Here is a 20,638-nt window from a genome sequence, read left to right as displayed (position 1 = left end):
GAAAAAACTCCAGTCGCTTTTTTATTGAAAAGAAAAGGAGAGATTTTTAATGAAGCAAGAAATGATTAACATCAACGCCAATTTATTGGCAGAACCAACTTTTTCGAGTTTTGACAAAGATGGAGAAGCTGTTGAGGTTGTAAACTTCACGCTTGTAAAAAAGTATGGAAAAGGCAAGGAATATATCAATTGTGCAGCCTACGGTGAAAAGGTAGAAACAGCAAAAGCCTTTGAAAAAGGCGATTTAATCCATATCTTTGGATACTTTAAGAAGCGTGAAAAAGATGGAAAGACTTACAAAAATTTTGTTGTGAAGTCATATAACAAGATTGAAAAGAAAGAAGAAAACGAGGAGGAATAAATCATGGAATTTTTTACACAGGCGGTAAATGTATTAAAGATTTTAGTTATGGCAGTAGGTGCAGGACTTGGAGCGTGGGGCGTTATTAACCTGATGGAAGGTTATGGTAATGACAATCCGGGTGCAAAATCTCAGGGTATTAAGCAGCTTATGGCAGGTGGTGGCATTGTCCTTATCGGATTAAAGCTCATTCCACTTCTTGCCAATGTACTCAAGTAAGAAGAAAAGGAGAAGCTAAATGTTTGGGATATTCGACAAGATAGAGGAGTTTTTCAAAGACCTTCTACTGGGCGGGATCCAAGCAAATCTTGAGTCCATGTTTCTTGACATCAACGATAAAGTTGGTGCGATTGCAACGGATGTGGGAAAGACACCGATGGGGTGGAACGGACAGGTTTTCAGTTTTATTAAAAGCATTAACGATTCCGTTATTATCCCCATAGCAGGACTAATCATAACGGCAGTCCTTTGTATCGAGCTTATCAATATGGTTATGCAAAAGAACAATATGCACGATACGGATACCTTTGAATTTTTCAAGTACATCATAAAGATGTGGATTGCCGTATGGTTAGTGTCTCATGCTTTTCAGTTTTCTATGGCAGTCTTTGATGTGGCACAGCACATGGTAAATAAAGCGGCAGGGGTTATCAATACCTCTGCCGTTATCTCCGGAGATCAGATAGTAAAAATGGTAGAAGGATTAAAAGATAAAGGTCTTGGAGAGCTTGTAATGATACTCTTTGAAACTTCGCTCATAAAGATAGCTATACAGGGAATCTCCATTGTGATTATGCTTGTGGTTTACGGAAGAATGTTTGAGATATATGTTTACTCATCCGTTTCAGCCATTCCATTTGCAACTATGGGAAACAAAGAGTGGGGACAGATTGGAACAAACTATATCAAAGGCTTATTTGCCATAGGACTACAAGGACTCTTTTTAATGGTTTGTCTTGGAATATACGCAGTATTAGTTAAGACAATACAGATAACAGATATACACACAAGTACTTTTACGATACTTGGATATGCGGTTTTGCTGGGGTTAATGATGCTAAAGAGCGGAACACTGGCCAAAAGCGTATTAAATGCACACTAAAAGAAAGGAAAGATAGTATGAATAAAAGAAAAACAGTATTTATAGCAGTAGTAATTGGAACAGGTATTATGGCGGTGATGGATAGAATCAGGCTTCACAGTAAGATAAATGACTTGGAAGAAAGAACAAAAGACATCGGTCGCTGCCATAATGATTTTTGTCTAATGCAGGAAAGATATAACAGAAGTACAGATGAACAGATTGCAAGTATTCAGGAAGAAATCGGCTCCGTATATGAGCATATAGAGGAGCTTTCAAAGGGTAAAGAAGATGGGAGGTAAGTTATGGCGTATGTACCTATCCCAAAAGACTTAAAGAAGGTAAAAACAAAGGTGGCATTTAACCTAACAAAAAGACAACTGATAGGTTTTACGATTGCAGGACTTATTGGAATACCAATCTATTTATTTATGCGAAAGGTCGTTCCAAATGATATAGCAGTCATTTTTCTCATTGTGTCCACTCTCCCTATATTTTTCATCACTCTTTTTGAAAAGGACGGACTTAGCTTTGAGAAATATTTTAAGTATATTTACCTTCATAAATTTTATCAGCCACAGAAAAGAGTGAGAAAGGAGGTTTACCTTGAAAGACAAAAGAAAGATTCAGCAGCTAAAGTTAGAACAAAATCAAAAGGATTTAAGAAGTCAAAAACAGGACTTAAAGCAAAATAAGGGGAAGTCCAAAAAAGATAAGGGCGGATTACTTGACCTTATCTTTAGGAAAGAGCCGAAAAGATACACAGTTGAAGATACCATTCCCTACCTTAGATTATTAAAAAGCGGGATATGTCAGATTGATGAAAAGCATTTCAATAAGAGTATCGCCTTTGAGGATATAAATTATCAGCTTGCTTTAGAAGAAGATCGAGATTTGATTTTCAATCAGTTTGCAAACTTTCTTAATTCCTTTGATCCAAGTGTCAGCATAGAGTTTTCATATATCAATCAGCTTGGTAGAAACGAAGAAATGAAGTCGGCAATTCAAATCCCGGATAAAAAGGACGGGTTTGACGATATACGTCTTGAGTTTCGAGAAATGCTGAAAAGTCAGATTGTAAAGGGAAATAACGGACTGAAAAAATCAAAGTATGTAACCTTTACGGTGGAAGCTGATAATTTAGAGCAGGCAATATCAAAACTTGAAAGACTGGAGATAGATATATTATCGAGTCTTAAAAGTATGGGAGTAAGAGCAGAAAGCCTTAACGGAGAGGAAAGACTAAAGATACTTCATGATGTTTTAAATCCGAATAAGACCTTTGAATTTTCATATAAGGACTTAAAGAAAAGGGAAAGTACAAAGACATATATCGCTCCAGATGAATTTGACTTTACACCGTCAAGGTATTTTAAGTTTGGAAAGTTTATCGGAGCAGCAAGCCATTTTCAAATCCTTGCAAGTGAGCTTTCAGACCGTATGCTTGCCGAGTTTTTGGATATAGATGATAACATCAATATTTCTTTTCATATCAAGGCAATCGAACAGTCAGAAGCCATCAAGATGGTCAAAAGAAAAAATACCGACATTGACAAGATGAAGATTGAGGAAAATAAAAAGGCGGTAAGGTCAGGGTATGATATGGACATTCTTCCAAGTGATTTAATAACCTATGGAGAAGATGTAAAAAGCCTCTTAAAAGATCTTCAGACAAGAGATGAGAGAATGTTTGTTGTAACCATTATCTTTATGAACTTTGCAAGGACAATTCAAAAGCTGGATAATACTATTTCTCAAATCAGCTCTATTGCCAATAAGCATAATTGCAAGTTAAAAAGACTTGATCACTCACAGGAACAGGGCTTAATCAGCGTACTTCCACTTGGGGTAAATAAGATTGAAATTGACAGAGGACTAACCTCGTCATCTACGGCAGTATTTATGCCTTTTACCACAGAGGAGCTTTTCATAAACTCATCGAACAGTTTGTATTATGGACTAAATGCTTTAAGTCATAACCTGATTATGGCAGATAGAAAAAAACTGAAAAACCCGAACGGTTTAATTCTCGGAACTCCGGGAAGTGGTAAATCCTTTAGTGCAAAAAGAGAAATGGCAAATGCCATCCTTACAACCGATGATGATGTGATTATCTGCGATCCGGAAGGCGAGTACGGAAACCTTGTGCGTCAGTTTAAGGGAGAAGTCATAAAGGTCAGCAGTAAGTCAAAAGACTACCTCAATCCTTTAGATATAAACATGAACTATGGTGATGGAGATGCACCGCTGAAAGATAAAGCAAACTTCATCATGTCAATGCTTGAATTAGTCGTTGGCGGTAGTGGTCTTACAGCAGAAGAGAAGTCGGTTATAGATAGATGCCTACCTAAGATTTATGAAAAGTATTTTGAAAATCCAAAGCCTTGTAATATGCCGATTCTTCAAAACCTGTATGATATGTTAAAAAATCAGGAAGAAAAAGTCGGTAAAAAACTGGCAACGGAAATGGAGATTTATGTAACAGGCTCTCTTAATGTATTTAACCATCAGTCCAATGTGGACTTAAATAAGCAGCTTCTGTGTTTTGATATTAAGGAGTTAGGCTCGCAGCTTAAAAAAATCGGAATGCTTGTTATTCAGGATCAGGTATGGAACAAAGTATCGCAAAACAGAGGAAATAAGGCTACAAGGTACTATATCGACGAGTTTCACTTGCTTTTAAAAGACGAGCAGACAGCTTCCTATTCCGTAGAAATTTGGAAAAGATTTCGTAAGTGGGGAGGAATTCCGACAGGCATCACGCAAAATGTCAAAGACCTACTGATGAGTAAGGAAATTGAAAATATCTTTGATAATACGGACTTTGTTTTAATGCTTAATCAAGCAAGCGGCGATAGAGAAATTTTAGCAAGGAAACTTAAAATCTCACAGCCACAGCTAAAATATGTAACCAATTCCAATGCAGGAGAAGGACTTTTGTTCTTTGGAAATACCATTGTTCCTTTCCTTGATAAATTCCCGAAAGACACAATCCTTTATCAGAAGATGACAACCAAGCCTGAAGAAGTGAGGTAGGCTTATGGGAAAGAAACTGAAAAAGGACTTTAAGGAAAGGCAAAGGGCAAGGATAGAAAAGGAAACATTGCAAAGTAATAGCAGCATAGAGCATGAAGAAAGTAAGCTAAAGCATAACGATGATTACAGAGGAAAAATTGTCCATGAAAAAGACCGATTTCAAGATAAGGTTCATGATAAAACAAGCAAAATGACCTCTGACAGTGAACCGGTTCAAGGGACTTCCAAAAGAAATGCAAGGTATAGAAGTCCTGAAACAGGAAATGTAAGTCAGGAAGAAATCGGAAAAGCTGATTATGGTACTGAGTTTAATGACGGAAAAATCTATGATTCTTTGGGAAAAGACCTTGATAATGACGGGATCATAGATAGATATGACAATGACTTTAGGGACAGCGACTATTTTGAGTCAACCTATGATGTTGAAGATAATCTGCAACATAAAGCGAAAGATATAAATGGCTTTTCAAAAAGCCAAAAGGTTCAAAAGAAAAATTATAAGAGAAAAAACTATTCCGATAAGCTCTATACCAGAAAAAAAGATAAAGAAGCTAAAAAGGAAAAAGCTGACAATAAAAAAAGCGGAAAAGAAGCCATCCTTGATAGAGAAAAGAAAAACAGACTTTCTAAAGAACAGGAAAGAATTTTCAGGGACAAGGCTTCTAAAGTATCCGCTTTATCAGGACTTGCCAAAGGAAGTGAAACCGTAAGAGATTACTTATCCCATGGAAGCGATGAAAATCAAGGGGTAGAGGCAGGAGAAAAAACAGCCGATACAAGCTCAAAGCTCATTCATGGCATTAAGAATTACTCGGATAAGAAAAAAGACAAAAAAGGATATGACCTTACAAATAAGGACTATAAAATCAGAAAGCGAAAATCCAAATTGGAGTTTCGAGATGCCAAAGAGGAGCTGAAAAAGACAGAGGAGTATCAAAAAGCAAATAACTTTAAGCGATTTCAAAAGCGAAAGCAGATGAAAGAATCCATTAAAAGGCAGAATAAGTCAAGGCTTAGAGATCGCATTAAGGAAGGGCTTATAGGAAGTCTTAAAAGTTCAAAGGAAGTTATATTAAGAAAAGCGAAGGGACTTATGATTATTTTCATAGGTCTTATTATTTTGGGAACTTTCTTCATTAACTTTGCAGGTACAGGAATGACAGGCTTTATGAACTCTACAAGTACGGTTCTTACAACAAGTTATTTATCAAAGCCTAATGTTCTAAGTGAAATCAATGAGAATTTTTCAGGGATGGAAAAGGAGCTGCAAAACGAGGTTGATAATGTCAAAGAAAATTATCCCGGATATGACGAGTACATCCTAAATAACACAGAGTACATCGGTCATAATGTCCATGAGCTTTTATCCTACATTACATCAAGGTGCGGAGAAGTAAAGACTGTATCAGAAGTAAGCTCTTTATTAGATGAGCTTTTTAAGTCCATGTATGACCTTGAGTATAAGGAAGAAATTGAAATCAGATACAGGACAGTTACAGAAACCTATACCGATGAAGATGGAAACGAATATACCGAAAGCCATGAAGAACCTTACGAGTACAAGAAGCTCATTGTAACCCTTCATAAAAGGGAAATGGACAGTATCATCAGAGAAATCTTTGCAAACTATCCTGATAACTTGAAACACTATGAAGCCTTGTTCCTTGCTCAAGGCAATATGGGAGAAGCCTTTGGCAATAGCGATCTGATTGCTTCAAATGGAGGTATCGGAGGTGGAAAAGAGTATGAGGCTTCTACGGAAGTTCAAAAGAAGATTGTAAATGCTGCATATATTACGCCATCTCCGGGTGCAGGCTGGTGTGCTATGTGGGTATCGCAGGTCTATCAAAATGCAGGACTTGGATATATCGGAGGAAATGCCTGTGATATGTACCGAAACTACACCTTTACATCAGATAAATCAAAACTCAAGGTAGGAATGCTTGTTGCAGTTGAAAGCAGTAGTAGCGGAAGTACAGCAGGACTTACCTATGGTCATGTGGGAATTTATATAGGCGATGGCAAGGTGATAGATAATATCGGTCGAATCAGAGTAACAACTTTAGATGATTGGATAGCAACTTTCTGCAAGCACCATCCAGTAGGATATGGCTTCCCACCAAATGTAAAAAGATAAGGAGGATACAATTTGAAAAAAGAACTGACAGCAGTAAAAAACAGAATAAAGAAATTAAAAGATAAAAAGACTCTGATTGATGAAGAATTGGAGCCTTTGTTCATTCGTGAGGAAGAACTTGAAAACGAAGAAATTATTGCCATTTGCAGAAAGAACAATATTACAATTTCTGATCTTATGGCAAAAGTAAACAGAGAAAAAGCAGAAATGAAAAAGGAGAACGGAAATGGAAAAAATGAAGAATAAAAAGGCTGCGGGAGTAGCTCTTGGAGCAGTGCTTTTGATTGTGGGAGTAGTAATCTCTTTATTTGCAGGTAGCAAGATTGTATTTGCACAGGGAGGTTTGCTTCCGACACTTGTAAGTCCGATAGAAGTCGTTGCTCAAACGGAAGTAGAGGTTAATGTTAAGTATATTTTTGAGGACGAAAAAGTCTTTAAGGAAGAAAAGATTAAGGCAGAAAAAGGACAGTTTCTTGATAGTGGAGATCTTCCAATGCTGTCTGATGATATGAAATTTATTGATGAATTTCTATTTTATGAAGTTAAAGGGGATGGGAAAGATGAAATCATCCGTAAAGTAGCAAAGGTTGAGGTTAAAGATAAAGAAACACAGACAGAAGAAAAGCCGAAAACCGAACAAAGTACGCAGACAGAACTTAGCAAAGATGACATTTCCAGAATGGAAAAGGAGTCTAAAGAACTTCAGGAAAAACTTGATAAGCTAAATCAGGAGATTAAGGACAAGGATAAATTAAGCGATAAGCAAAAGGAGAAAATCAAAGACCTTGAGGAAAAAATAGATAAGCTGAAGGAAAAACTTGAGAAGGGCAAAGACGATAAGGACTTATCGGCGGATATGAAAAAGGAGATAGACAAGCTAACTGAGAAAATTAAGGAGCTTGAGAAAAAGACGAATGAAGTTGGCAAGGCTACGGTTACGCATAATCCTACTGTAACACCAATCAGCCCTATCTCCGGAATGAAAACAGGAACAGGAAACTTTCCTCAAACATCGGTAAGTGATACGGGGAAAGGCTCATTATCACAGGATAATACAGGAAAGATTACAAAGTCCACAAATGTTGGCAAGACAGACGAGAAAGAAAAGGAAGTTCGTTATCCCAATAAGCTGACACCGAAACAGCCCGCCAATAACAGTAGTCAGGATTCCTCTATGGATGGTTCGAGTAAGAATGTAAATACCAATAAGGGAGTTGCTTCAGCACCATCAAAGGCAAGAGGAACTGTTACGGGAAATAAGGATAATGCGAACAATGATTATCCAATTCACCATAATGACAGCAAAGATAATAAAGAAACAGATAAATATTCAGCGGATGCAAGACAGTTTGTTACCTTTACAACTAAAAACGGTAAGACTTTTCATCTAATCATTAACCATGATGAGGATAGCGAGAATGTCATGCTCCTAACAGAAGTATCTGAAGATGATCTTCTTAATATGGTTGAGAAAAAAGAAGCTCCAAAACAGGAAATCACAAAGGAAGAACCACAAAAAGAAGAACCTAAACCAGTGAAAAAAGAAGAAAGCAGCAATATGGGAACTTACTTAATTCTCATTCTTGTAGTAGCAGGAGCATTAGGTGTCGGATATTATTTTAAGGTCATTAAGAAAAAGGAAGATAAGGAGCTTGAAGGCTTTGAGGAGGAAGATGATGATTTCTTTTCAGAAGCGGAAGAAAGTGAAAAGGAAGTAGATGAAGTTGAAACAGAAGATAATGAGTTAGAGTAAACTTGCACCTAAAACTATACAATATTTGGTGCAAGACACAGGGCGAGAGAGTAAAATCTTTCGCCCTTTTATATTGAAAACAGGAGGAAAAATATAGATGAAACTTGTAATTGATGAAAAGCCAAGTGTTGCAATTTCTATTGCAAAAGTGATCGGAGCAACAAAGAAGAAAGACGGATATTATGAAGGAAACGGATATAGGGTAAGCTGGTGTGTTGGACATTTAATTCAAATGGCAAATCCGGAAAGCTATGACGAAAAGTATGCCAAGTGGAATATGGCGGATTTACCGATTATCCCAAAAGAATATAAGTATGAGATTGCAAAGTTCACAAAAAAACAATTTACGATTCTTAAAAAGCTGATGAATGATAAGGACATAGACATCGTGATAAATGCTTGCGATGCAGGGCGTGAAGGAGAAGCAATCTTCAGGCTTGTCTACAATCAGGCAAATTGTAAAAAGAAGATGAAACGCCTTTGGATTTCATCAATGGAGGATAGTGCAATTAAAGATGGTTTTGATAACCTAAAAGACGGAAGTTTTTACGATAATCTTTTTGAATCTGCACAAGCAAGGGCAATAGCGGATTGGCTTGTGGGAATGAATTTAAGTAGGCTATACTCGTGCCTATATAAGCAAAATTATAGTGTAGGAAGAGTTCAGACACCTACCCTTGCAATGATTGTAAAAAGAGATGATGATATAGCAAATTTCAAGAAAGAAAAATATTTTACAGTAGAGCTTGATTTAGACGGCTTTTCTCTTTCTACCGATAGAATTGATGATAAGGCAGTTGCAGAGCAGCTTATCAATCTATTAGGTAATTCCATAGAAATTACCGATGTCATTCAGAAAGAAAAGGTAACAAAATCTGAACTTCCTTTTGACCTTACAACGCTTCAAAGAGAGTGCAATAAGTATTTTGGATATAGTGCCAAGCAAACACTTGATTATGCTCAAAGTCTGTATGAGAAAAAACTGATTACCTATCCGAGAACAGACAGCAGATGCTTAACGGAAGATATGATTACAAGTACCATCAATCATATCTTAGGAAAGAATGACTTTGATACGGGGCGTATTAAGACGGTATTTAACTCTAAAAAGGTTACAGATCATCATGCGATTATCCCGACAATCAGTTCCTTAAAAGAAGATGTTTCAGAACTTCCTTTAAGTGAAGCTAAAGTTTACTTCCTTATATCTGATAAATTTCACGCAAGCGTAGGTTATCCGTTAGTAGAAAATACGACAAAGATTGTAGCTAAGTTTGATGGATTTGAATTTACAAGCAGTGGCAAGGTGATTGTAGATGAAGGCTTTACCAAATACCTAAACGAATATGTAAAAAAGAAAAATGAAGATACAGTGCTTCCGGATGTAAAGATTGGTGATAGTCTTGATATTAAAGATAAAGAGATAAAAGAAAAATACACATCATCGCCTAAACATTTTACGGAAGATCTTCTCCTAAAGGCTATGGAGCTTGCAGGAAATGACGCATTGGAAAAAGGTGTAGAAGTAGAAAGAAAAGGACTTGGAACACCTGCAACAAGAGCAGGAATCATTGAAAATTTAATCTTCAAAGGATTTATTGAAAGAGATAAGAAAAACCTTATTGCCACACACAAAGGAATCAGCCTTGTAACGATTGTAGCAGATACTTTTAAATCAGCAGAAACAACCGCAAAGTGGGAAATGGAATTATCGGATATTGCACAGGGGCAATCTTCAAAGGAAAATTTTTTAGAAGCGATTGAAAATGAGATAAGAGGTGTTGTTTCAACTTATCGTGGATAAAATTGACATTTCCTGTGGGTAGAAAAAAAGGGCATAAAATGTTATAATATAATGATAAAATTTTTGAAAAGAGGAGGTATTATGCAGCTTTTAGATATAAAGAGAATGGCTCATAACATTCTTGAAAACCAAAATATAGAAAGCAGTTTTATTGAATATAAAAAGTCGGCAAATTTTAAAGATAAAATTCTAAAAACTGCCTGTGCCTTTGCCAATAATTATATGAACAATGAGATTGGTTTGCTGTTTGTCGGTATAGAGGAAGTAGATGATAAAGAAACTGGTGATAAGGCAATTCCCAAAAGACCGATTGAAGGGATAGCAGAATCAAAACTTGAAGGCATTGAAAATGAATTAAAATCACTTCTTTCCAACATTCATCCTAAAATCACCTATCATATTATTTCAGATACGATTGATGATAAGTTTTATATCGTTGTTGCTGTTGAAAGCACTTCAGGTGGACCATTTCAGACAAGCGAAAAGGCGGAAAAAGACAAAAATATTAGATTAAAGGCAGGAAGATATATCAGAGTTGGGAGAGATTCAAGACTTCCTAACCCGACGGAAGAATTTGAGTTATTAAAGAAATTTGCAGGCTTTTCTTTCAGTTCAAATCTCAATGATACAGCTACCATAGATGACTTAAGCTATGAGTATATGAAAGAGTATCTTATTCAAACGGGAGCTAAAAAAGATATTAGAGAGATGTCCAAACTTGATATGGCAAAGAGTATGGGACTTGTAAGTGAAAGTGGATATGGAGGTTATAGAGCCAAGAATTTTGCTGTGCTTATGTTTGCAGAAACACCAAATAAATTTATTCCAAATGCCCATGTTGAAGTTATAAGAGAAATTGACGGAACGGATAAAATGGAATCGAAAAGATTTGATGGGCCTGTTTGGATACAAGCAAAACAAGTCAGCAAGTATTTTGAAGATAATATCATGGCTTCATATACAATAAGGGAAGCTGATAAAATTGAGCATAAGATTATCTTTAACTATCCGCTCACAGCATTTGAGGAGCTTGCTACAAATGCTATCTTACACAAGGAGTATGATACGCCTGAGTATGTAGGGATCTATATATACAAAGACAGAATTTCTTTTGTGAATCATAACAGACCACTTCCGCCGGTAACAATCGAAGCACTTAATAGAGATAGAAGTTTTGATAGAAGGCAATATCTTAACAAAGAGCTGAAAGATATGTTCTTTTCCCTTAACTTAATAGAGTCTTACGGTTCAGGCATTAGGCGTGCGAAAGATGCACTATTAGAAAATGGTTCTCCTGAGCTTAAGTTCTATCCGGATAATGAGGAAGATGACTATACCAATGCAGTTATGGGTGTGAATGAAGAGTTTTTGAAAGGTTTTAATGGTAGCACTACCAAAGAAACTACCAAAGAAACTACCAAAGAAAAAGGTGGCATTCAAGAACAAATAGTTAAACTTATGGAGGGCAATCCTAATATTACTGCTGAACAAATCGCTGAAGAAATACAAGATATTACAGCAGATGGAGTACGCTATCATATAAGAAACCTAAAAGCTCATGGAATCATAAAAAGAGAAGGTTCTACGAAAGCTGGTAAATGGGTAGTGATAAAACAGAAGTAAACAAACACACAGAATTGAAAGGTGATTAGAGTGAAATCTAACCGCCTTTTTTGTTTGTAAAAAAGAAGGAGGTAAATATGCGAATAAATGATTTTCATAACATTTTGGAGCTAATAAAACAAGATATTCTGCAGAGTGAAGCAGAGTATCTGAAGCTCTTAAAGGTTGTCGGAAACAATCAGAAATATGATTTTAGAAGTCAGTTAAGTATTTATGATAAAAATCCTAAAGCGACAGCTTGTGCCAAGTTTGACTACTGGAGAGAACGCTTTAACAGAACGGTTATGCGTGGACAAAAAGGTATTCCCATTTTAGAGGACTACGGCACATACAAAAAGGTGGACTATATCTTTGATATTAGTCAGACAGTTTCCAAAAACAGAGATGTTAATGAGGTAAATCTTTGGAGATTTGATAAAGAAGCTCATAGAGATGTATTAAAAGAAATGATAAAAGCTGAGGGCTATGAAGAAAGCGAAAGCACCTTAGAAAATATCTTTTCTTTAAACAGGCTTTACGGAGATGAAAAAATAGATAATCTTATGAATGAACTTAGAATAGGCGATGAAGATAGGATTTCCTTTACTAAATTTGTGAGGGATTCGATAAGCTATGCAGTAGCTTCAAGATTTAAGTTAGACTATCCTATGGATAAGGAGCTGTTAGAGGAAAACTTTGCAATGCTTGACAGCATTTCTCTTATGAGTCTAGGAGAAACGGTGTCCGATATTAGCGGAACAGTCATTGATGCAACCATTCAAAAAAGTAAAGAGTTAGAGCTTCAAAAAGAAGTTTTAAGAGGTAAAGAAGCAGGATATAATAAAATAAAAGAAGAATTAGAGGAGGTAGAAGAAAATGTACTTCGACGAGATGCTCAGGAAAGAATTAGTGAAAACGAGCGAATTTTCCGAAATGGAGAGTACGGACGAGATAATAGAGAAAATCAAAGAGAATACACTGAATCAGTTAGAGGAAGAGATGGACTTTATGAGGGAATATCCGAATCCGACATACGCAGTGATGAGGCTAGATTATCTTTCAAACAGCGAGGAGCAGAACCACTTCGAGATGTTAGTGGATCTATACAAGGAGAAGAAGCTAACAAAACACCTGATGGATACTCAGAAACAGGCAATAGAGTTTATGAGAGCAGAGAAGCCGAAACTGATGATGGCTTGGAAGATAGAGGACGAGAGCCATCCGCAGTACAAAGCGATGATTTCAGCACTCAAAGAAATGATAATCAAGGAAGTAGTGGAGATTTAAAAGACAATACGGATAGAGAGATAAGAGAAGCTGACAAGGCTTCTTTTTCTTTGCCTGAAAATTCCTACGGACAGATTAAACTTCCAATACCTCTTACTCAAAATGATATTGACAGTATTCTTGTAAACGGTGGAAACCATGAGGGCGAAAGACTTCCTGTTATCGCAGAGTTTTCTAAAGGAAAAAGTAATGAAGAATTGGGAGAATACCTCAAAGATACCTTTAGAGGAGGAAACGGATTTTACATTGATGAAAGAGAAGTATCTTCCTGGTATTCGGATAAAGGTATTCATTTAGCTTATGGAACATCAGCAAGAGAGGATAATACACAAATTTTAAGCTGGCGTGATGCAGCAAGTAGGATAAATGAACTTCTTGACAGAGGTGAGTTTGCTACAAATGTAGAACTTTTAGAGGCACAGGACTATGAAAGGGATAGAATTTCAGAATCCTTATGGTATCTAACGCACGATTTAAGCGAAGAAGGAAAAGCACAAGGCTATTTTGACTTTATAGAAAGAGGTGGTGGCTTTCCGAAAGAAACAAGACAGTTATCGGAAGCTCTTAAAAATCCTGACTATCTAAAGAATGTTATTTCCGAGTACAGTCGCTTTTTAAAAGGTTATAAAGAAAACAGAGATGTACTAAGATTTCATTATCACAAGGTAGATAGCCTTTATCAGAAATTGCAGGAGCTTGAACTCCCAAGAAAGGAATATACCTCTAACCTTACCGAATTTCCAAAGATACATGGCTTTATTACAGAAGATGAAGTTATTGCTACGATTTCAAGAGGAAGTGGAGTATCTCAAGGAAAAGAGCGAATCACTAAGTTTTTCAAAGAAAATCATACGCTTCAGGAAAAAGCGAATTTCTTAAAAGATGAGTATGGAATCGGAGGTCATTCTCATGCTGTTTCAGGAGCAAAGGGAAGTGATGAATGGCACGATGCAAAGGGACTTAAATTACAGAAAAATGATTGTAATGATGTGTTTCTTACTTGGACAAGTGTTGCAAAGCATATCGATGAACTGCTTTCTAAAAATCTCTATATTGAAGAAATGGAAATAGGAAGTAAGGCAGAGATAGAAGAACCACAATATTATTCCAAAGATGATCCTGAAAACTTAATGACAGATGAAATGCTTGAAAGAGTACCGGAGCTTTACGCACAGGAGGATGTAGCTTTAGCGGATAAACAGGTTCATGCAGCATATATTATTCCATTTAGAAGTAACTGGACTTGGTATATGACGGAATATGATATAGAAAGTGGTGATGCCTTTGGACTTGTACTTGGGATTGAACCTGAATGGGGATATTTTAATCTTGAAGAGCTAAAGGAACTAAATGCCCAAAGACTTGTTTTAGAGGATTTTCCAAAGACCTTTAGAGAACTTAAAGACAGTGAACTTAAAAAGCAGATGGATGAGCAGGAGCTTCATCATGTCTTTAACGGAGAACTTCGCTTTGAGGAGAATATTACAGAGCTTGAAGCACCTGAAGAAGTAGAAGAAAGCATACAATCAGAACCTTTTCAGGCTTCCTTATTTGACTATCTAAAGGAAAAAGAAGAAGTAGAACCTAACGAAAAAGAGGATAGCCTTTCAGGTGAGTTTGCAGTTAAAGAAGGCGATACCGTCTATTTTAATCATGAGGAGTACAAAGTAAGGGAGATTTCTAAAAATCAAATTATAGGAAGAAATGATTTGTGGCTTGATCCTGTAAGACAAGGTAATCATCAAATTCCGATTGTAGCCTTTACAGATGATGAGGATTTATTAAGACAAATAAGCCTTGAAAGACCTGACTTTATCATCGGTGATGAAGTGAAATACAAGGATAAAGACTATACCATCACAAGATTTGATGACATGGGAAATAACCTAAAGACAGTAACGGTCAAGGATAATACAGAGTATCTTGGAGGTATGATTACAGGCTCCGATGTAATTCCTTATTACAAAGAAAGTGAGCTTGATAAAACCTTTGAAAATATTACCAATGCAAAGCCCGAAAAGACTTTTGAGGAAATAGAAATAAAGAAAAATGAAGCTCATAATTTCAAGATTACAGAAGAAACTCTTCCTCAAAAGATATCTCCAAGCGAGAGATTAAACAATAACCTAGAAGCAATTTCTATGCTTAACAGAGTGGAAAGTGGAGAAAGAGAGCTTGATATTATAGCTCAGGAAGTTTTAGCAAAATATGTCGGCTGGGGTGGACTTGCTGAAGTCTTTGACGAAAGTAAGGATGGGCAGTGGAAAGAGGCAAGAGCCTTCTTAAAGGGAAATCTATCGTCATCAGAATACGAAGCTGCAAGAGAATCAACCCTAACGAGCTTTTACACACCGAAAACGGTCATTGACGGAATATATAAGACACTTTCCGGTATGGGATTTAAACAGGGAAATATCCTTGAGCCGTCAATGGGTATAGGGAACTTTATCGGTAATGTACCTGATGAAATGAGTAAGTCAAAGTTTTATGGCGTAGAGCTTGACTCAGTAAGCGGTCGTATTGGAAAACTCTTATACCCTGAAAGTGAAGTACAGGTAAAGGGACTGGAAGAAACGGGATTCTCCAATAACTTCTTTGATGTAGCAATCGGAAATGTCCCATTTGGAGAGTACAAGGTAAATGACAGAGAATATAACCGCAATAACTTTCTTATTCACGATTATTTCTTTGCCAAGTCCATTGATAAAGTGAGAAATGGCGGCGTTATCGCCTTTATTACATCTTCAGGAACAATGGATAAAAAAGACGAAAGTGTAAGAAGGTATCTTGCAGCAAGAGCCGAATTTTTAGGGGCAATTAGACTTCCAAATGATACCTTTAAGGGTGTTGCCGGAACTGAGGTAACAAGCGATATTATTTTCCTAAAGAAAAGAGATAGCGTACTTGAGCGAGAGGAAGATTGGATACATCTTGCGGAAGATGAAAACGGGCTTGTATATAACAAATATTTTGTCGATCATCCTGAGCAAGTGCTTGGTTCTATGCGTGAAGTAAGTGGTCGATTTGGGAAAACTCTAACTTGTGAGCCGATGGCCTTTTTAGGGCAAGAGAACAATATGGCTTCGTTAAAGGATCGTATCGAGATTGCGGGAGAAAGAATTTCAAAAGATGCCAAGTATGAAGAAATAGAGCTTTTGGATGATGAAATAACCTCTATCCCTGCAACCGATGATGTAAAAAACTTCTCGTATACCTTGATTGATGATGAAGTCTATTATAGAGAAAACTCACTCTTTATCAAAAAGGAAGTAACCGATAAAAACAAAGAAAAAATCAAGGATTACATTGAGTTGAACGCTGCCTTAAAAGATGTGATTTACAAGCAGAAAGAAGATTTTAGAGAAGAAGAAATCAAGGCTTCACAGGAAAAACTAAATGAAGTATATGATAACTTTTCAAAGAAACATGGCTTTGTAAATAACCTAAGTAATACCAGAGCCTTGAAAGAGGATAGCAACTTCCCTTTGGTATCGTCCATTGAAATCCTTGATGAAGAAGAAAACTTCAAGGCAAAGGGAGATATTTTCTCCAAAAGAACCATTACAAAAGCCAAAGTCATAGACCATGTGGATACTTCTTTAGAAGCTCTTGTTTTATCGGTATCTGAAAAAGGTTATGTGGACTTTGACTATATGGGAAGTCTTACCGGAAAAGACAGACTGACTTTGATTGAGGAGCTTCGAGGGGAAATCTACTTAAATATCAGAGAGGAACAAAACTTTTACAGACCGCTTTCCTTTAACCCCGAGGATGGCGATTTACCTTTTGCCTGTGCCAATGGCAGCAATTCCTATAAATATGGCTATGTAACAAAGGATGAATATTTAAGTGGGAATATCAGGGATAAGATTGCCATAGTAGACAGCTACTTATCAAAGCTCAGACAAACGGAAAGAGAACTCCCTCATCTTGGTTTTGCCGAGAATGGAAAAGAAAAAGAGCTGATAAGCTATGAAATGAACCGTTTGGAATACCAAAAAGCAGAGCTTACCAAAGTTCTTCCAAAGGAGCTTGAAGCAAGTGAAATTAATGTGCGTCTTGGTGCAACTTGGATACCGATTAAAGATATTGAGAAATTCATCTTTGAAACGCTAAAAACTCCGGGGTATGCAAGATGGGATATTAAGGTTAAATTTTCAAACCTTACAAGCGAATGGAATGTAGAAGGAAAAAGCAGGGACAGGGGAAATGACCTTGCAGAAATGACCTTTGGTACATCAAGGGTAAATGCCTATAAGTTGATTGAAGATGCCTTAAACCTGAAAGAAACAAAGGTATTTGACCAGATTGTAAATCCGGACGGCTCTAAAACTTCTGTCTTAAATAAAAAAGAAACCATGCTTGCAGGACAAAAGCAGGAGCTATTAAAAGAAGAATTTAAGAACTGGATATTTAACGATCAGGAAAGAAGAAATCGTCTTGTAAAACTGTATAATGAGCGTTTTAACTCAATTCGAAACAGAGAATATGACGGAAGTAATCTTTCTTTTGAGGGAATGAATACAAAGATTGATTTAAGACCTCATCAAAGAAACGCCATAGCAAGAAGCCTTTATGGAGGAAACACCCTGCTTGCCCATGTTGTAGGCAGTGGAAAGACCTTTGAAATGGTGGCTTCCGCAATGGAAAGTAAAAGGCTTGGAATGTGCAGTAAGTCCTTGTTTGTTGTTCCAAATCACTTAACAGGGCAAATCGGTCGTGAGTTTATGCAGCTATATCCATCGGCTAACATTATGGTGGCTGATAAAAAAGACTTTGAGCCGAAAAACAGAAAGAGATTTATCGGAAAGATTGCAACAGGGGAATATGATGCGGTTGTAATCGGGCATACGCAGTTTGAAAAAATCCCGATGAGTAAGGAATATCAGGAAAAGCACATCCAAGATCAGATTGATGAAATTGTAAACTATGTAGAAGAATACAAGCATGACAGAAATCAGAATTTCACCGTAAAACAGCTTGAAAAGACAAAGAAAAAACTGGAAACAAGGCTTGAAAAATTAAATGATGATTTTAAGAAAGACGATGTGATTACCTTTGAGGAATTAGGAGTTGATAAGCTCTTTGTTGACGAGGCACATGGTTTTAAGAACCTTTATCTCTATACCAAAATGAGAAATGTTGCAGGTATCGGGCAGTCAGAAGCCTTTAAGTCCTCTGATATGTTCATGAAATGCCGTTACATGGATGAAATGACAGGTGGGAAAGGCGTGGTCTTTGCCACAGGAACGCCTGTATCAAACTCCATGACCGAGCTTTATACCATGCAGCGTTATCTTCAGTATGAGAGCTTAAAGAAAAACAACTTGGAGCATTTTGATTCTTGGGCTTCTACCTTTGGAGAAACACAAAGCTCATTTGAATTATCTCCTGAAGGAACAGGATATAGGGTAAAAACGAGATTTTCAAAGTTCTATAACTTGCCTGAACTAATGAGCATGTTTAAGGAAGTTGCTGATATTCAGACTGCGGATATGCTTAATCTTCCTACGCCTGAAGCTAACTACGAGGTTATTAAAACAGAGCCAAGTGAGGAACAAAAGGAAATCCTAAAGAGTCTTGCTGAAAGAGCAGATGATGTAAGAAATAGGGTTGTAGAGCCTGACGAAGATAATATGCTTAAGATTACCAATGACGGTAAGAAACTTGCCTTAGATCAGCGTCTAATCAATCCCCTGCTTCCGGATAATCCTGATAGCAAGGTCAATGTATGCGTGAAAAATGTATTTGCTATTTGGGATAAGACAAAAGATAACAGGTCAACACAGCTACTTTTTTCTGATATGTCCACTCCAAAAGGAGATGGAGAATTTAACATCTATGATGATATTAGAGAAAAACTTGTAGCAATGGGAATACCGAAAGAAGAGATTGCTTTTATCCATGAAGCGAATTCCGATAAGCAAAAAGATGAACTCTTTGCGAAAGTAAGAAAAGGAGAAATCCGTATTTTAATGGGTTCAACACAGAAGATGGGAGCCGGAACGAATGTGCAAAATAAGCTGATTGCTTTGCATGACCTCGATGTGCCTTGGCGTCCCGCTGACTTAGAGCAAAGAGCAGGGAGAATTGTAAGACAGGGGAACGAAAATGAGAAAGTAAATATTTATCGCTATGTTACAGAAAACACATTTGATGCCTATTTATGGCAGACGATAGAAAACAAACAGAAATTCATTTCTCAGATTATGACAAGTAAGACTCCTGTTCGTGTGGCAGAAGATGTGGACGAAAGCTCCCTTAACTATGCAGAAATTAAAGCTCTTGCCACAGGTGATCCGAAGATTAAAGAGAAGATGGATTTGGATAATGAGGTTACGAAACTAAAAATGCTTGAAGCAAACTATAAGTCTAACCGTTACAGATTAGAGGATAAGGTGGCGAAAAATTATCCTGAAGAAATCGCAAGAACGGAAAAGCTCATAGAAGCTGTTAAGAAAGATATAGCAAGTGTAGAACCTAAAGCGGAAGGTGAGGAAAAGTTTACTTCCATTACAATTGCGGGAGAAAAGATTATCGATAAGAAATTAGCCGGAGAAAGACTGCTTGAAGCTATTTCAAAGGTTAAAATCAATGAAAGCAAGGTGATAGGCAAGTATAGAAATATGGATTTAGAGGTAAGCTATAATTTCTTTACCAATGAGCATAACTTTAGCCTAAACGGTGCTGCAAAGCATTCAGGAGAGCTTGGAACAAGTGCGGACGGTAATATTACAAGACTGGATAATGCTCTTGAGAAAATGCCCGAAAAACTGAAAAGATTAGAGGAAAAGCTCGTCAGTACAAAAGAACAGCTTGAAAATGCCAAAGAGGAATTAAAAAAGCCTTTTGAAAAAGCTGATGAGTTGAAAAGTAAGGTATTAAGACTTGCAGAACTGAATAAGCTGCTCGATATGGGAGAAGTGGAAGAAAAGAGAAATGATAATCCGCTTATAGAAGATGTAAAAAGGGCAATCATTGATTTCTGTAACAGAGAGTACGAAGAAAATCACAGCTATGATGAATTTAATACCTTGTATCCTGACTTAAAGCATATCGGGATCGCCTATACCAATACACCGGATGAAAGACATGGTATTCAGTATGAACTGAACTTAGAGGAGAAAACTTGGACGCAGTACATTGATGATACTCCTATCAAAACAGAGAGCTTTGACTATGAGAATAAAGGAGAGAATGAGGCTCTAAGGAACATGAAAAATGAAATAGAAATGTCCTCTTTTAGTGATTTAGTTTATATTGATTCCGAAGATTTAAGAGCAGCAACGGGACTTGATATTGATGATGAAGGCAACTTCTATGATCCGCTTTCCAAAGACCTCGATAATGACGGTATTCCTGACAGATATGACAATGACTTTAAGGACAGTGATTATTTTGAGTCAACTTATGATGTGGAGGACAATCTTCATAGTAAAGAAGAAATCACACAAAAATCAGAGGATAAGCCATCTATTTTAGGACAGATAAAAGCTTATCAAAATGAAAGTAAAACAGAAGAAAAGCAAAAAACAAAAGAACAGGAAATTTTAAGATAAGGGAGCGAACAGCTCCCT

12 protein-coding genes are annotated in these 20,638 nt (G+C 36.8%); all 12 read left to right on the top strand.

Annotated features, from left to right (window positions below; genetic code table 11):
• Positions 1 to 49: 49 nt before the first annotated feature.
• The 12 genes from SanJ4206_RS06135 to SanJ4206_RS06080 all read left to right on the top strand — a co-directional run bounded on the left by SanJ4206_RS06135 (position 50) and on the right by SanJ4206_RS06080 (position 20,620).
• Entirely contained in the window at positions 50 to 361 is a 312-nt protein-coding gene (locus SanJ4206_RS06135) for a hypothetical protein (RefSeq protein WP_003029062.1), read from the top strand.
• A gap of 3 nt (positions 362 to 364) precedes the next feature.
• Complete coding sequence (locus SanJ4206_RS06130) at positions 365 to 580, top strand: Maff2 family mobile element protein (RefSeq protein ID WP_000394208.1); 216 nt, start codon at positions 365 to 367, stop codon at positions 578 to 580.
• 19 nt (positions 581 to 599) lie between these two features.
• Positions 600 to 1,463, top strand: coding sequence for a VirB6/TrbL-like conjugal transfer protein, CD1112 family (locus SanJ4206_RS06125; protein WP_003029064.1), 864 nt, complete (start codon positions 600 to 602; stop codon positions 1,461 to 1,463).
• A gap of 17 nt (positions 1,464 to 1,480) precedes the next feature.
• Entirely contained in the window at positions 1,481 to 1,744 is a 264-nt protein-coding gene (locus SanJ4206_RS06120; protein WP_003029066.1) for a hypothetical protein, read from the top strand.
• A gap of 3 nt (positions 1,745 to 1,747) precedes the next feature.
• Positions 1,748 to 2,137: a PrgI family protein gene (locus tag SanJ4206_RS06115; RefSeq protein WP_003029067.1), complete on the top strand. Its 390-nt coding sequence runs from the start codon at positions 1,748 to 1,750 to the stop codon at positions 2,135 to 2,137.
• Positions 2,049 to 4,478 carry a VirB4-like conjugal transfer ATPase, CD1110 family gene (locus SanJ4206_RS06110; protein WP_003029068.1) on the top strand — a complete coding sequence of 810 codons (2,430 nt, stop codon included), beginning with the start codon at positions 2,049 to 2,051 and terminating at the stop codon, positions 4,476 to 4,478. Before SanJ4206_RS06115 ends, SanJ4206_RS06110 begins: the two co-directional genes overlap by 89 nt.
• Positions 4,479 to 4,482: 4 nt before the next feature.
• On the top strand, positions 4,483 to 6,615 hold the full coding sequence (locus SanJ4206_RS06105) for a CHAP domain-containing protein (RefSeq protein ID WP_003029070.1): 2,133 nt from the start codon (positions 4,483 to 4,485) through the stop codon (positions 6,613 to 6,615).
• A gap of 12 nt (positions 6,616 to 6,627) precedes the next feature.
• Positions 6,628 to 6,861 carry a hypothetical protein gene (locus SanJ4206_RS06100; protein ID WP_003029072.1) on the top strand — a complete coding sequence of 78 codons (234 nt, stop codon included), beginning with the start codon at positions 6,628 to 6,630 and terminating at the stop codon, positions 6,859 to 6,861.
• Positions 6,842 to 8,368, top strand: a complete 1,527-nt coding sequence (locus tag SanJ4206_RS06095) for a CD1107 family mobile element protein (protein ID WP_003029073.1) — start codon at positions 6,842 to 6,844, stop codon at positions 8,366 to 8,368. The genes SanJ4206_RS06100 and SanJ4206_RS06095 overlap by 20 nt, the downstream gene beginning before the upstream one ends.
• Before the next feature lie 97 nt (positions 8,369 to 8,465).
• Positions 8,466 to 10,172, top strand: coding sequence for a DNA topoisomerase 3 (locus SanJ4206_RS06090; RefSeq protein ID WP_003029074.1), 1,707 nt, complete (start codon positions 8,466 to 8,468; stop codon positions 10,170 to 10,172).
• Between the two features lie 81 nt (positions 10,173 to 10,253).
• Positions 10,254 to 11,795 (top strand): AlbA family DNA-binding domain-containing protein, encoded by a 1,542-nt coding sequence (locus tag SanJ4206_RS06085; protein ID WP_037582662.1) that lies wholly within the window; start codon positions 10,254 to 10,256, stop codon positions 11,793 to 11,795.
• A gap of 77 nt (positions 11,796 to 11,872) precedes the next feature.
• Positions 11,873 to 20,620, top strand: coding sequence for a helicase-related protein (locus tag SanJ4206_RS06080; protein WP_037582664.1), 8,748 nt, complete (start codon positions 11,873 to 11,875; stop codon positions 20,618 to 20,620).
• Positions 20,621 to 20,638: the final 18 nt, after the last annotated feature.

This window comes from Streptococcus anginosus (assembly GCF_001697145.1).
In the GTDB taxonomy this organism is placed as follows: Bacteria; Bacillota; Bacilli; order Lactobacillales; family Streptococcaceae; genus Streptococcus; species Streptococcus hominis.
Note: the sequence above shows the minus strand (reverse complement) of the source record. Positions and strands in the feature narration are given on the sequence as shown.